A 15,717-nucleotide genomic window follows, 5' to 3' on the forward strand; every position below is an offset into this window, starting at 1 on the left:
TTTAAACCATGCGCACAATAAATGCTCCATAATTGCTTAAAATGAATGTCTTTCTTAAAAATAGACTTATTTAAAACCTGTATTGAACTCGAACAGAGAGTAAGGTTAGAGAAGGGTAATTAAAAAACAAGGAGTAGCAGTGCTGATAGCTGACTATATCTTGCCTATCTCTAATTAGTCTTAGTCTTTAATCGTAACGTTTCAATTATCGTTAGCAGTTCAATACAAGAATTGCTATCCTTGACACAACAATGAATAGAATTAAAACAACGATTCATGGAATGAAGATGAAAATAATTCTCAGCATTTTAATTGCTCTGCACGCTACGTCTACTTATGCTGGCCAGCAAGTTTTAGTCCTGTCAGGAGGAGATAACCCAGGCCTTAACCACTACACCCAATACCTGCAAACAAAAACTCTTTATGAGCATTTAATCACCCGATTTAATCCCGAAACCGTAAGCATCTATTTTGGAGGAGGTAACACACCGACCACACAACTTTCTCCATTTGATGTGCACAAACTCATTAATACAAAAGATAATCAACAAAACAAAGAAGACGTCATGTTTACGGGTATTATCGCAAACAATCAACAAGCCAATAAATACAATGTGGATGCCTTTTTTTTATCTTCCAAAATTCAACAAATCAACCCTGGTGATAATTTGCTTCTCTTTGTCAGCGATCATGGCATGCCTCATGGGTTTTTAGAGGATAAAAATATCAATCCCTACAGTAACAATTGCATTGATCTCTGGCATTATCAAAAACCATTTATTAATAACTTCACTAGCGCTAAAAACTTTAGCAAAGCCTGTTTATCCAAAAATGAATTATCATCGCTGCTCACTTTAATACCAAGCCAACACGTTATTTTTGCGATGTCTCAGTGTTACTCAGGTGGGTTTCATCAATTATCTGTTACAACACAAGATGGCTATCCTGTAGCTAACACTAAAATTTGTGGTTTCACTTCCTCAACAGATGATCACTATGCCAGTGGCTGCACTGCTGATGCCAACGGCGCTACTTATCAAGGATATGAACGTTCTTTTACCGAATGGTACACAGGGCATGGCGTCATTGATGGAAAAAAAATCAGGGAACCGGCTAAAAGTATGTTGGTTGCCCATCAAAACGCGATCATTGATGACATGACAGTAGACATTCCATTAAGTACTTCGGACTATTATTTACTCCAATGGGCCAAATTATTTGCATCAAAACAATTTAAGTCCCGCACGAAACATTACGACAACAATATGATTCAATCCATTTACCTGAATTATAAGAAAAGACTTCAGTCCAGCAATAATGATGCTCTTTCCCAATTTATGCATGTTGCCCGTGCTTCCGAAGATAAAATCGTACAGTTAATGCCTGAAGCCGGTGAGTTTGCTTCTCTATCCATAACACAACAAAAACAAAAAATCAGTTCGCTGGAAAAGCAATTAGAGCGACAAGGCAAAGAATTACAAGCTGTTTGGGAGGGAATGATGAATCTGACACTTAACGTCATCACGCCAACCTGGGAAAAAACAGTGAATCATTCAAAAAATCAGCCTCTCAATGAGAAGCAACAAACTTTTGAAAAAGAATTTTACCAAACTATTGTTAAACTTAATTTATACCAACACCCTTATCAGTTTGAAATGTATTATTTGCAATATCTATCAGAAAAACAGAATGATCCTGATTTAGTGAACTATCAAAAAAATCGCAACGCAATTATTTACCAATGGGCACGAGCCCACAACAATGATTCTTTGGCGAACGCAATAAAAAATTGGGAAAAACTAAACAAAAAGCAGCTTTCCTTAACTGAGCACATTGCTGAAGAAGAAAAGAAAAAACAGTGGTTAAAGCGGATTTTTACCTACAATCAGATCATGGCCTCCTGGGTCACGCTATTAGCTATCCATGACGAAAAGGCCCTAGATGATCTCGAAGGTTTGTTAAAATGCCAAAATGCTAGTTGAATAAAAATATTGCAGGATAAGATAACAAAGCATAATGCTAAAGTGGCGACATAAAAGGCATCTTATACCTCTTATGTCGAATTTGACTTTAACCTAAAAATAAAGATTGATTTTGCTCATTAATTTTTTGTTCCTCAATTTGCGGTTTGAAGAGATTGTGGCGATGACGATGTTTTAATCTGGATTGATTTATTTCAGCACATATATCTTGCAATTCGGGCAGCTGTTGCGTTGTTAAACCAACCGCAACATCAATAATAAATTGAGATGATTTAATAGTATTCTCAATACTGCTCATGTATACAGGTCTTGATTCATCTTTCATCTCAACCATCTCATTTCTGAAATCAAAGCTGATTTTTTTTGATGTTTTATCCTGAAGTTTTTTGAGAATAATCATCGCACTTTTATAGTCACTAGTAGCTTCCTGGTGATAGACTTGGGTTCTAATATGAAGATAGGGTCGTGACATACTCCTTCCCTCTCTGCCATCAAAGACAACCAGATCCCGGATTACTTGATTATTTGGAAAAGATTGCTTTAAAAGTTCAATAATATTGGAGAGCATTTCTGAGTTTGCATTAGTATTCTTTTCTTTTTTAAGTGAAAACTTATGAAGTTCCTGAGGATTTACCTGCTTGATAACGCATACTTTCTGGCCATCCTCAAGTTCTTTGCTTTCTGTTTTTAAACAACCAAGCAAAACGAGGCTATCCATCGCTCTCAGTAGTTGTTGAGCGCCTGCCTCGTTGAGATCCAAGCTTCCTGTACGCAAATCAATGGGGAATTCTTCACTGGATGAATGAAAATAAACTTCAAACTTCACCCCCAAAAGAGATTTTAAGTCGTTCTGTATTTGAATAAGATTAAGTTCTGACTCACTATTTAATAAATCCAATAATTCAAGAACGGAAAACCATTCTTGTGTCGACGTGTTTAGTTCGCCTTCTTTAAACGAACCAAGGTAATTCTCTCCATCGAGTTTTTCAGAATTGAATGAAATCCCTCGCACATACTCCCTATTCCCTGCAACTGACATACGAATAAACGTCATAACAGGAATAGTATTTTGCATTTCTTCCTGATTCGGTGGGGTAAACCCTTCCAGTTGCTCAACATCACATCCCGTAACAATAAACTCCACAGCATTATTCTCTAAGTTGTGCCCCTCCTCATATTTGACTGCTTTGGCGCCAGACAATGTGATGAGTACAGCTCTTATTTCCTCTATTCTTTTTTTTGATTTTATAGGGCCTATCCTTAAATCGGTTGTAGCACCTTCTTCCCAGGACCGGCTTGTCGATTGCTCAATTCGCATTAGCTCGTTTTCTTTTTCATCCAGATTTAAAAGCTCGCTTAACCTAGTTTTGACACGATGAATATAAGGCTTTTGCAATTCATCCAAGGTAGCTAATAACTCGATAATTTCTTTCATCTTTTAAATTCCAAGTAAAGTAAAAGGACTATTCCAAAATAGTTTTTGTATCTAACTTTTTGATTTTATTGATCAAGATATTGAACAATAACATAAAATATAATGTATAAAAAGCACAACATTTATAATTTAAAAACAATATGTATCCTGCTTAATAAGAAACTCCATGCGCCCATAACGGAGCCTAAAAATTGTTAAAATAACTGGTGATGTTTTAAATGAATCAAATTATTTACAGAAAATGAAGGAAACCGGCTCGAAGAGATTTTTGGATATACCTATATCGATTACTTAAACAGGCAGGAGTATCCCCACAATTTATTTATTAGGATATTAAGGCGGTGTTTTGGCAGTACATACACAACCATATTTAATTTGGCATTCGCTGCAATTTCTGCATCGCAAAGATTGGAGCCAAGCAATCATCAAACAATTCAAAAAAAATTTAAACTGTTAAACTCAAGCGATTAAAAAATACGGAGTCCTGTGCAGGACTCCTGATAATCACATAGGCGCAACAAGAGATTGCCTTTCTTGACTCACTTCCTTACCTGCCAGTTGACTTAATTGATTTTTGATATGCACCCAGCTATTAAGATCATATTGGGTTCCTAAACTGAGTATGAACGGTTTAAGAGCATACTGAATCAATAATTTATTGAGCTCGTCCATTACATAAGGGGCCAATGAATGATTGTTATATCTGGTATTGGAGTCCGCGAAGAAATGATGAAGCAAGGTCAACAAAGAATCAACCGTACTGGTTCCCCGTGCTTCACTAGCAAGCTCTCCTGCTTTATCTTCTCCTGCCTTGCCATGACGCAACCAGCTAAACCAGCCATAAGCTTCACTGGGAGTAGTTCCTTCCATTCTTTTATGACTATAGTTGTCAACCGCTCTTGATAAGGCAGCAATCAGTTCCGTCCAAATTGATGTAGAAGATTTAGCAACTACTTTTTTTTTATCGCTTGAAATGGATAAAGAAGGCTCTTCCCTCTCGAGCTTTTCTTCTTTGGGAGAAATAAACAAAGTACTCTCTGAGTTGGTATAACTAAATGAAGAAGGGGGTCTATGGTTGATTTTTGGACGTTCGCTCGTTGGATGAGTCAATCTGGGTTTGAGTGACTCGGAATTGTCCTCTTTCGCATGACTCTCTGATTCTCTATTTAAGGATTCTTGCGATTTTATAGCTTCTTCTAATTTTGCCAAGAGCAATTCTGCTTTTCTTTTTGCAACCAATCCCTTAGGAATATCAGAAGGTTTATTGATAATAGGCTCTGATCGACCGGTATATTTTTCTCTCATATCCACTTCCCTATGTAATGATTTATGAATTTAAACAGTTCACTAATGTTAATGCAATATATTGTTTTCTTTCAAGAAATTAATCTCTTCTGTTCAACCAGAAAACAGAAATAAACTGAAACAAAGTATTTAGTATTTTTCAGTTACAGAGAAATATCATAGGCTAACTTATCTTGCACAAGCCAAAAGAAAAAAGCAGGGGATAAAATCAAATAATTGCGTCAATATCTACTATACTATTAACATTTCATATCACTTAGATAGTTCTCATCTGATTACTAAAAAATTATGGACTGGAATAAAAATCTCAAGGATTATGAGAGCAGACTCATTAAAATCAAGCCTTTTTTTAAAAAAGGTAAAATCGTTTCTGAGAAAAATATAGTTACCCTTCTTGAAACAGCAATAAAACCTTATGACAAAGTTTGCCTGGAAGGAGACAATCAGAAGCAAGCTGATTTTCTGGCACGTTGCCTATGTTCTGTAAATCCCCAAAAAATATACGGCTTACATATGCTGCAATCGGCTGTTACCTTATCAGAACATCTTGACTTATTTGAACGAGGAATCGCTGAAAAAATTGATTTTGCGTTTGCTGGCCCACAATCAACACGTTTGGCAATTATGATCCAGCGTAATCAGGTTAAGATAGGCAATATACATACCTACAATGAGCTGTATGCACGTTATGTGATGGATTTGGCCCCCAATGTGGCCTTAATTTCTGTAGAAAAAGCGGATTATCATGGTAATCTGTACACAGGTGCCAATACGGAGGAAACACCGAGCATTGTTGAAGCAACTGCTTTTAAAAATGGCTTGGTCATTGTACAAGCTAATGAAATAGTCAGGAAACTCCCAAGAATTGACATTCCAGGAGACTGGGTCGATGCCATCGTTAAAGCCCCATCTCCATCCTACATTGAACCCTTGTTTACAAGAGATCCCGCACTAATTGACGAAGTAAAAATCCTCATGGCCATGATGGTGATTAAAGGCATTTACGCTCCTTATCAAGTTAATCGATTAAATCATGGGGTTGGTTTTAACACTTGTGCAATTGAACTCATTCTTCCAACTTATGCCCAGTCTCTGGGTCTAAAAGGTAAAATATGCAAACATTGGATGGTCAATCCTCTGCCTACTTTAATACCTGCAATCGAAGCGGGATTTATCGAGTCTATCTTTTGTGTGGGAGGTGAGGTAGGGATGAATGAATTTATTCGCTCCAAACCAGACATCTTTTTTACTGGTCGAGATGGTTCATTACGTTCGAACCGTCTGTACGGGCAACTTGCCGGACATTATGGATGTGATGTATTTATTGGCGCGACCCTTCAAATGGATCCGCAAGCCAACAGTTCAACAGCTACCAAAGGTAGAATTGCCGGATTTGGCGGGGCACCCAATATGGGCTGTGATACGTTAGGAAGACGTCATTCCTCTTACGCATGGCTTAAAGCCGGACAAGAAAAAAACTCTCATAATCCTGTAGCAATGCCTCGAGGACGTAAACTTGTGATACAAATGGTTGAAACATTTCAGGGGGCAGGCAAGCCAACTTTTGTAGAAAAACTGGATGCATGGGAACTACAAAAAGAAATGCAGGCCGACCTCCCACCCATTATGATTTATGGTGATGACATCTCTCATGTCGTTACCGAAGAAGGGATAGCCAATCTGTTATTATGTAAAAATTCAGAGGAGCGTGAACAAGCTATCCGAGGAATCGCCGGTTATACTCCGGTAGGTTTGAAACGTGATAAAGCAATAGTGGATGAACTGCGCCATCGTGGCATCATTCAACGACCAGAAGATTTGAACATTTCATTAAAAGAAGCTGATCGCGATTTACTCGCTGCCAAAAACATCCATGATCTAGTGGAAATTTCGAATGGACTTTATAGTCCTCCTAACAAATTCAGGAATTGGTAGACCTATTTATGGATAAATATCAATACACATTCAGTTTGCCCAAAAAACTCCAAATATCTCCTATGATTAAAGTTGGAGTGGCCGGTTCAGGTAATTTGGAAGTGATTATTAAACCAAACTCTAACTTTGATAAAACCGATATTATTGTAAATACTGTAATCTCTGGTTTCCGAAATACCTGGGATGCAGTGATTGAACGCTTTGTTGAAGACTATCCTTATGGCGGGCTATCCATTACTCTTAACGATGCGGGGGCCACTCCGCCTGTCGTTTCCTTACGCCTACGTCAGGCGATGGAAACCTACCAAACAGGATATCATAAAAAGGATAGCTACACAGAAGCCGCCGCACGCAATAGAATTTATTCGTTAGTCGATGAAAACAGTTTTACAGAATTCTTACTCGATAAAGACACACCTAGCCCCACCCTGCCTCAGTTAAACATGCAAGTGGAAACAGACGATGGGGTCATCATTGGTATCGCCAAAATGAATGGAATTGATATAGCCATTGCATCGCAACAAAAAGATTTCATTGGCGGCTCAGTAGGAGAGATACATGGTGCCAAAATCAATGGTCTAATCAAGTATGCAATTAAACATCAACTGCCTGCAATCATTTTTTTGATTGACAGTGGTGGAGTCCGTTTACAAGAGGCGAACGTAGGTGAAATTGAAATTTCTGAAATCATTCGCTCCATCCTGGATGCTCGCTCAGCCGGCATTAAAACCATAGGCGTTATTTGTGGCAATAATGGGGCCTTTGGTGGCATGGGGATCATCAGTGGCACTCTTGATTATCTTATCGTTAATCAAGGAGCACGTATTGGCATATCAGGAGCGGAAGTAATTCAGGCAGTAAAAGGAGTTGAAGTATTTGATAGCAGTAATCGTCCATTAGTCTGGCGAGTCTATGGTGGTAGAACCCGCTTTCTTAAAGACGATGTTCAAGGATATACCACCAATAAAACCATGGATATTCGTCAGGAGATAAAAACTGCCCTTAAAACGCTCGCCACTACCCCGTCCCTTAGTCTGAATTCTATTCTGGCAGAGCATGAACAACTGCAAAAACGCATTACCTCAGCCAAAAATTGCCGTGAGGAAGGTGAGTGGTTAAAAAATAACCGACCCGAATTATATCAGCAAGACATATTCAGTGTTTCTGACCAGCAATTCCTGGAATTGACTAATAAAGGGAAATAAATGATGCCCAATGAAAAAATTACTTTAAAACAATTAATCGATCATTGCTTTGACACGACAAAAACAACAATTAAACAGCAAATTGTTTTTGGAGCCGGAAAAATAGAAAACAAAAATTTCAACATTGTTGGCACCGTTGAAGATACCAGTTTCGGAGTTGACGAATCCATAGAAATGGCCCGATGTATTCTGGATATAATCAAAAATAACAACACAGATCCTATTGTCCTGTTGACTGATGTAGCCGGACAAAAATTAGCAGTACGTGATGAATGGCTAGGAATGTATGCATACTTTGCTCATTTATTAAAGTGTTTGCATTTGGCACGCCAAAATGGCAATAAAATCATTACCCTTATATACAATCAAGCCATTGGCGGCAGTTTTATCGCATTTGGCATGATGGCAGATAGGATATATGCTTTGAAAAATGCTAAATTGGCAGTCATGTGGCTAGAGGGTATGTCTAAAGTGACCAAGATAGATATCGATGTGTTACGAAAAATCAGCGAGACATCCCCGGTATTTGCTCCAGGCGTAGAAAACTTCAAAAAATTAGGAGGGTTACACCAGGTTCTTGATTTGGATGAAGTCTCTCAGCAATTGCTATTGACACTTCAGGAACCCAATATTAGCCATGATAATCGTGCCGAATTAGGCAAACAATATGGCGGCCGCAAAGAAGCCTATGACATTATAAAAGCCATAGAAAATCTATGAACTATCTCAGACATACTCTATGCTATCTTGATAAAAATACGACAACTGCGATCTTACCCGCTCCTGCACAAATTGATATACTCCGGTATTGGTTAAAATGTGACTATCCCCTTATAGTAACCAGGCAGTCTGAGAATATCCCCAGTGGACAAATCCAACTCGCCATTCCCTACTTTATCCCAGCACGAAACCAAAAATTACGCACCAGCTATGTAGTGGATGACTCTTGGGTAATTAGCACAAGAGCACTCCCTTCTCTTCAAGAGATCTTCCCTTCTTTAGAACTTGATACAAGCAGCAAAATCCAGGTTTATGGCTCCTACTGCTGGCAACACCTAACCAGAGAGCAATATGTCCAGCCTTCTTCTGATCTGGATGTGCTGATATCTTATGACAATCAATCACTCTTTAACTTATCAGCATTGCAAAAATATTTACAAAAAACACTTAACATTGATTGCATAGACGGTGAAATACGCTTTCCTGCTTTAGGCGACTGTTCATGGGCAGAATTGCTACAAATCCACTCCAGTGATTCTATTTTGTTTAAAACAACAAAAAAAGTAACTTTAGTGAAAAGAGAGAGCCTATATGCAAATTTTCCAGCACTCCTTGCCTAATCCATACAAAATTGCCAGATATTTTGCAAAAACAGCAGTTCAAGCCCTGTATGATGAAGTGGCCTTATATCCAAAACCCGGATTAGTCAGTTTTGTTGATAGTGGGGCACATCAAGATATGAATGGAGCCCTGTTTTTTCGCAGTCTCTTTGGTTTGCGCCATTATTTTTACCAGGTTGGCCTGCATACTGCCTTGGGATATTCACCTAAAAATCTGGTAACATTTGGCTTGAATGCCGAAAAAACCATGCTAAAGATTACCGGAGGGATCAATACTCATCGAGGAGCTATATTTGCCCTTGGGATATTATGCACTTCGATTTGCAAATTAAGTGTAAAATATCATGCCTTTTCTATTGAAGATCTGCATTATGCGATTATTGATCAATGGGCTCAATACCTGGAAAAGGAACACCAAAACACAGATACCCATGGTACATTAGTAACGAAAAAATATGCTGTACATGATGCTAAACAAACTGCCATTGAAGGGTATAAACCAGTATTCGATACTTATAATGAATTATTGAACATGACTCACGATCAGACATTCTTTGGGTTATTGACATACCAACGTTTATTATTGACCATTGACGACATCAATATCCTTTATCGTACCGGTCCCGAGGGATTAGAATTTGCCCGTTATCATGTTCAACAAGGCATATGTCAAAACAATCGGGAAAAATCCATACAAAAAGCCATTGAACTGCATCAATTATTTTCCAAAAAAAACATAAGTCCCGGGGGCGTAGCAGATATGTTAGGCTTAATTTATTTTTTACGGCATGTTTTCTCAAGAGAAGCCAAATGAAAATATTATTTCTTTTTGCCGGTCAAGGTTATCATGCTGACAGTTTGTTTGATATTTTTCGAACTGATAAAAAGACAATGAACCTTCTAAAGATAATGTCTTCTGCAGCTGAAATTGACTTCTTACAAAATGATCTTGAAATGACCAATCCGCATTCTGTTCAATCTATTATTGGCGCCTATCAGTTGACTCTTTTTTCAAGACTGCTGCCGCTCTTCACAAACCACCAAGTTGACCTGGCTGGTTACAGTTTAGGCGAAATCAGCGCTTTTTTAGGGAGCATTAATGCAAATCATCAAGATTCCTTTAAATTATTCAGGTATCGCACCCAGCTTATGACATCGATAGTTAATAATAATATCTTTGCAGAATACGATTTGTTGTCTGTCGTTGGACAATTTATATTGGAAGAAATTCAACCTGTTATTGCAAAACATAACTGCTATATTGCTATTATCAATTCAATACAACATGTGGTGATCGGCGGAAAAATTTCAGATCTCCGGCACTTGATCACAGCGCTTTCCCAATACCCTATAAGTCATGCGAAATTTTTAGGAGTTTATCTGCCTTCTCATACGGATTTTTACTCTGATAAAAGCAAACAATTCCAGCGATTTCTGGATGAAAATTATGGTTTTTATTCTCTAAAATACCCTGTCATCAGCCCACTAGAATTAAATAAAATATATAATGCCAGGCAAGAAAGGGCTTTGCTTGGCCAAGAGCTATGTACAACACTTCAATGGCATAAAGTTTGCGCTTTAATCGGCGAATATCAGTATAATTTGATTATAGATCTCGGCCCTGGCGATTCCATGACTACTATCTTGAACAAAGCAAACACAGAATTGTTCAATACACCCCTAATTACTGCATCACATTACAATAGTTTAAAAGGACTTTGTAACGCCATAATATCGCTTACCTCATCTTATCAATGAGATAATATTCATTAAATTTCGCCCGGTTTAAAAATTAAATTGACTTAATCATCTTGTACTTTCAATTCTATTGATTTATTAAAAAGAGATCTCTTACCATAGCGGCTTCGCTCCATCAAGCACAGGGATCTTCTTTGAAAATCTTGTTGTTTCTTGTTTTAGTTATCCTGACTAACCCGCTGATGGCCAAGGAAAACCTGGTCTTTGCTGTCATTGGAGACTACGGTGCCAATTCTTTAGCGGAAGCCAAAGTAGCCAGTGTCCTCAAGTCCAAAAATCCCCAGTTTATTCTTACTCTTGGAGATAATAATTAAACTTACGGTTGCTGGAAAACGATTGATAAGAATGTGGGTAAATATTATCACGAATACATAGGCAATTATCAGGGAAAATATGGGAAAGGTTCTGATGTCAATCGCTTTTTCCCTACTCTGGGTAATCATGATTGGCTTGCTCGAAAGACTTGTTTATATCAGGGAACATTACCCTATTTCAGCTATTTTACCCTTCCTGGAAATCAAAGTTATTATGATTTTGTTCGCGGCCCAATCCATTTTTTTGCCTTGGATAGTGATTCTCATGAACCGGATGGAAGCAAGGAAGGTTCGAAGCAATATCAATGGTTGTTTGAACAGGTACAACAATCAAAAGCTCCCTTTAAAATAGTCTATTTTCATCATGCTCCGTTGAGTTCTGGCAAACATAGTTCCAATACCAGTATGCAATGGAATTTTGCCGCTATGGGTATTGATGTGGTCATGGGAGGTCATGATCATCACTACGAGCGTATCGAACGCAACGGAATTGTTTATTATGTCAATGGAGCCGGAGGAGCAGAGCTTTATTCCTATAAAAAATGGGTGGAAGGAAGCAAATTTTTCTACTCTAAACACCATGGATTCATGCTGATAATAGCTCTCGAGCATGCCCTGAAAATTCAATTCATCAATGATGATGATGAAATCAAGGATGAAATAGTCATTCAAGAAAAACCGGGTGTTGGATAACATCAGGACCTTGAGGGTTTTTGTAAGTCCTGAACATAAGAAAATGATGGGTTTACACCATGCTTGCCTCAGCTTTCCTTAATATTCACATAATATTTCTTTGATAAAATGGCAAGATTAAATACTTTTTGTATTATTGGACATCCATATGACGCCTTTGTTTCCAGAAAAAAATACTCCCCTTACTATAAAACAAGGCCCAGTCGATGATTGTTACCTGCTAGTCGCATTAGATTGTATTTTTAACTCTGGAGACGAAGCTCGTCAATTGTTAGCATCAAAGTTTACGCAAACTCTACTTGGGCTAACCGTCCGCATTAAACGAAATAATCAGAGTACCCGACTGGATTCTCAGAAAATGCGTGGCAAATATATCCACGTTTATGATCGAAATACAGATGAAGATGTTTTTTTTATAGGCCAACAAAAACTCAAAGAAATTGATAATTCAAAAAAAGGGGTAGAAACCAATTCACTCGCTATTAAAGTTTTAGAACGAATCAGCTCCTATTATTACACTGGAGATTGGGATCATACCAATGACTCTGGAAGTCTGACAGCTCATAGCATAAGACAAAGACACATGGAAACCTCCACCCGTTTTGTCGGCAAATTATTAGGTATTCATGCTGAAGATACTGAAGAAATGGATGCAATCATCAAACTCAAATTAATGAACCCCAAAGAAGCCGTTTATATCAGCTTCGCCTATGGTGAGCCAGATGCCAATGGAAAAATTTATGACCGTCATGCGTTAAGAATAGATAAAGTGGTCCCTAAAATAAATGGTGGTTATGATTTTATTTTAGTCAATCCATGGGATAATCAAAAACAGGAAACATTCAGTCTAGAAGAACTTGAAAAACGAGATTGCCGTTTTTGTACCTTCAGTCTCAATCAACAGAGACATGAAATTACACGTATTTTATTAAAAAATCCGGTAGAGCAAGGGCAATATATTTTTGCAAACCCGGAATTGTTTACCCTGCTCTTGCAAATGCAAAAGCTAAGCCTGTTATCCGATGCTAAAAACATTCAAGCGTGTATTAATCTTCACAAACAAATGCCTTACTTGCCCTCCCTATACAATTCATTAACATCTGACGAACAAAAAAAACTGATTCAAGGAATGGTAGGCACAAAGGGTGATAAAGCAAAATTTATAAAACACCTGATAATTAACACCCCTCGACTGGATTTGATTAAAACAATTTTTCAAAAAGAACCTCTTGAAAATAAAACTGAGAACATGATTGTTGACCTGGCACTTGAAGCAAAAAAGAAACATTCACCAGCACGCATTGTTTTCGAAGATCCGGAATTTTTTACTTTAATCATGAATCGAGCGATTCATCATAAAGCAACCATTCGGGGATGCAGTCAGGAACAAGCAAAAAAATTGATTGAATCCAAAATAATTAATTTTTATTTTGATAACCTGGGAACAGATAGTCTGACTCGAAATGCAAGGCTATGTGAATTATTTGCTGCAAAGATTTTCACAAAAACATCCATTGAATCCTGGTTTGCTGCCAGACTTTCTTTGACTAATGTTGATTTGTCTCAAGCATTACGAACTCTGGGATTTTCTGATCAACGTTCTGGAGTAATGAGCGCACCGGTTCTAAAAAAGCAAACAGCTTTAGTGGCTGGCCAGGTTGGATTTTTCCCAATCCATAAATCCTCACCGGCGCTGGTAACAAATAAAACTCCCGCTCCAATCCAGGAACTGACTGCAAAAAAATCATCTGTTCCTACCCTACCATCTATAGTAAAAAAACCTTCTACACCAACTCCAGCACTTCTAGGGAACGGATTATCCATTTATACCCCAGAGAAACCCTCTGTAAAAACGCTCCCTCCTCTAAAAGGAGTGCGCCTTACATCACTCCCCTAGAATTCATAATATATCTATTGTGCTGGCTGGAAATTAATTTTTTAACCTGAAACTCCTAAAGCAAAGATCTGGAAACAGATTCATAGAAAAATCTAACTCACTCAAAATCTTTCTATATACTTTGCTTTCTGCTGCCTAAGATTAATCTTGCTTTGGTTTCGCTAAATTCAGTAACAAATCCATAATTTAGAATTCCTGAAAGTAGGGATTCAAGATAACTTACTTTATGCTAATATTGATTAAATATTGCAAGGATAGAACTCAAATTGACGATCATGATGAACAAAGACAAACATTCATTGCCTGCTATAGCAGCAGAAGAGATCCCCCCGCGAACCAAACCCTCTATTTATCCTGAGCCATTCGCATCCATGATGGCTGGTCGTCAAAAACATGCATTAGGGGATTTTTTTGGAATAAAAAATTTTGGCGTCAACTTAACAAGATTAGCTCCTGGGGCACAATCCGCTTTGCTGCATAAACATAAACTACAGGAAGAATTCATTTTTATCCTGAAAGGGCAACCAACATTAGTCACTGAAACTGCTGACATTCAATTACATCCCGGAATGTGTGCTGGATTTACTCCAAATGGCGAAGCACATCAACTGGTCAATCGGACAGCTGATGAAGTGGTTTATCTTGAAATAGGAGATCGAACCCAGGGCGACGAAGTAAATTATCCTGCGGATGATCTTGCGGCAGTGTTTGGTGATGATGGGCAGTGGCATTTTATGCATAAAAATGGAATGCCGTATTAATAACAAATAATTAGAAAGAAAAAATTATGATAACTAACAACATAAGATTTAATTGGATTATCTTTATTCTATTAATTAGTTTATTAAATTTAGCCAATATTAATGAACTTCATGCAGATGAAGCTGGAGAGCAAAGTCAATTTAATTTAGAGAGTTATTCTCCCCAAACAAAGAAATTATGCCAAACAGTAGCTCATTTATCAGCACCAGGCCAAAACCAGCTTGATGAAGCCAGTAAAGCCTCACTAAAAAACTGTGATGCGCTTGATCTCTATTATGGTTTTAATACCGCCCCCGATTATGACAAAGCCTTTCAATGTGCATTAATGAATAAAGATTATAATGTCCTGGTTATGGCTTACGCCAATGGTAGAGGAGTAAAATTTAATCCTGATCTTGCCATGCATTTTGCCTGCATGATGGAGGATGCCGCTCCAGCGGAAATGGATGGTCGTATTGCCCATCTCGCACAGATAAAACAGGGTAATAAGAAAACTTCTTTTGATATTTGTGATGACATTACCAGTGGGTATATGATGGGTTGGTGCTCTTCTATTGATCAGCGTTTGCAAGATGCAAAACGCAATAAAAAAATTAATGCCCTAGTCAGCCAATGGACTACTCAAGAACAACTATTATACCAGCAGGTTAGAAAAACTGCCGAAGTGTATATCCATGATCATTCGATGAATGAAATTGATTTATCAGGAACAGCCAGAAGCGCATTTGCCATCAATGCGCAATTAGGTCTCAATCAAAGCCTGTTTGAGCTGTTACAAAAGGTAGATCGATGTGAGGCTCCTCTTGTGACAACAAAGCAATATGAGGAACTGGATAGGCAATTGAATAGTATCTATAAAAAGTTGATGGCAGATACTACCTCCTTTCAATACACTACTATTACCAAAGAAGGTATTAAAAAAACCGAGATAGCCTGGATTAAATACAGGGATGCCTGGATTCAACTGGCTCGTGTGAAATGCCCCAAGATCAGCGCAGAAAGCTGGCAAGCGCTCTTAATTCAAGACCGCATTAAATTGCTCAATGAAATTCTTGAGTTAGCTGAATAATTAATGTTATTGACTATCAAAT

At 37.9% G+C, this 15,717-nt stretch carries 14 protein-coding genes; 12 read left to right on the top strand and 2 right to left on the bottom strand.

Translation table 11 applies throughout. The annotated features are described in order from the left end of the window. The first annotated feature begins 287 nt into the window (after window positions 1–287). Window positions 288–1,982 (top strand): hypothetical protein, encoded by a 1,695-nt coding sequence (locus LPG_RS12205; RefSeq protein ID WP_015444084.1) that lies wholly within the window; start codon window positions 288–290, stop codon window positions 1,980–1,982. Between the two features lie 88 nt (window positions 1,983–2,070). Here LPG_RS12205 and mavG read toward each other — a convergent pair whose 3' ends face one another. Both mavG and mavH read right to left on the bottom strand, forming a co-directional pair. Continuing rightward, a complete protein-coding gene (gene mavG / locus LPG_RS12210) occupies window positions 2,071–3,417 on the bottom strand; it encodes a Dot/Icm T4SS effector MavG (RefSeq protein WP_010948127.1) in 1,347 nt (448 codons plus the stop codon). 504 nt (window positions 3,418–3,921) lie between these two features. Beyond that, window positions 3,922–4,728: a Dot/Icm T4SS effector MavH gene (mavH, locus tag LPG_RS12215; RefSeq protein WP_010948128.1), complete on the bottom strand. Its 807-nt coding sequence runs from the start codon at window positions 4,726–4,728 to the stop codon at window positions 3,922–3,924. Between the two features lie 282 nt (window positions 4,729–5,010). Here mavH and mdcA point away from each other — a divergent pair, with 282 nt between their 5' ends. The 11 genes from mdcA (at window position 5,011) to LPG_RS12270 (ending at window position 15,695) form a co-directional block, all read left to right on the top strand. Beyond that, entirely contained in the window at window positions 5,011–6,657 is a 1,647-nt protein-coding gene (gene mdcA, locus LPG_RS12220) for a malonate decarboxylase subunit alpha (protein WP_010948129.1), read from the top strand. A gap of 8 nt (window positions 6,658–6,665) precedes the next feature. Next, a complete protein-coding gene (mdcD, locus tag LPG_RS12225) occupies window positions 6,666–7,862 on the top strand; it encodes a biotin-independent malonate decarboxylase subunit beta (protein ID WP_015444082.1) in 1,197 nt (398 codons plus the stop codon). Continuing rightward, window positions 7,863–8,582 carry a biotin-independent malonate decarboxylase subunit gamma gene (gene mdcE / locus LPG_RS12230; RefSeq protein WP_010948131.1) on the top strand — a complete coding sequence of 240 codons (720 nt, stop codon included), beginning with the start codon at window positions 7,863–7,865 and terminating at the stop codon, window positions 8,580–8,582. Then, window positions 8,579–9,202 (top strand): malonate decarboxylase holo-[acyl-carrier-protein] synthase, encoded by a 624-nt coding sequence (gene mdcG, locus LPG_RS12235; RefSeq protein WP_010948132.1) that lies wholly within the window; start codon window positions 8,579–8,581, stop codon window positions 9,200–9,202. Before mdcE ends, mdcG begins: the two co-directional genes overlap by 4 nt. Continuing rightward, window positions 9,174–10,016: a triphosphoribosyl-dephospho-CoA synthase MdcB gene (gene mdcB / locus LPG_RS12240; RefSeq protein WP_010948133.1), complete on the top strand. Its 843-nt coding sequence runs from the start codon at window positions 9,174–9,176 to the stop codon at window positions 10,014–10,016. Before mdcG ends, mdcB begins: the two co-directional genes overlap by 29 nt. After that, entirely contained in the window at window positions 10,013–10,960 is a 948-nt protein-coding gene (gene mdcH / locus LPG_RS12245; protein WP_010948134.1) for a malonate decarboxylase subunit epsilon, read from the top strand. Before mdcB ends, mdcH begins: the two co-directional genes overlap by 4 nt. Window positions 10,961–11,094: 134 nt before the next feature. Then, on the top strand, window positions 11,095–11,274 hold the full coding sequence (locus LPG_RS12250; RefSeq protein ID WP_015444081.1) for an alkaline phosphatase: 180 nt from the start codon (window positions 11,095–11,097) through the stop codon (window positions 11,272–11,274). A gap of 33 nt (window positions 11,275–11,307) precedes the next feature. Beyond that, window positions 11,308–11,967, top strand: coding sequence for a metallophosphoesterase family protein (locus tag LPG_RS12255; RefSeq protein WP_010948135.1), 660 nt, complete (start codon window positions 11,308–11,310; stop codon window positions 11,965–11,967). A 136-nt stretch (window positions 11,968–12,103) separates the two neighbouring features. Further along, complete coding sequence (gene ceg30, locus LPG_RS12260; RefSeq protein ID WP_010948136.1) at window positions 12,104–13,864, top strand: Dot/Icm T4SS effector Ceg30; 1,761 nt, start codon at window positions 12,104–12,106, stop codon at window positions 13,862–13,864. A 266-nt stretch (window positions 13,865–14,130) separates the two neighbouring features. Beyond that, window positions 14,131–14,625, top strand: a complete 495-nt coding sequence (locus LPG_RS12265) for a lpg2434 family Dot/Icm T4SS effector (protein ID WP_010948137.1) — start codon at window positions 14,131–14,133, stop codon at window positions 14,623–14,625. 26 nt (window positions 14,626–14,651) lie between these two features. Beyond that, entirely contained in the window at window positions 14,652–15,695 is a 1,044-nt protein-coding gene (locus LPG_RS12270; RefSeq protein WP_010948138.1) for a lysozyme inhibitor LprI family protein, read from the top strand. The last annotated feature ends 22 nt before the right edge of the window (window positions 15,696–15,717 follow it).

This window comes from Legionella pneumophila subsp. pneumophila str. Philadelphia 1 (genome assembly GCF_000008485.1).
Taxonomy (GTDB): Bacteria; Pseudomonadota; Gammaproteobacteria; order Legionellales; family Legionellaceae; genus Legionella; species Legionella pneumophila.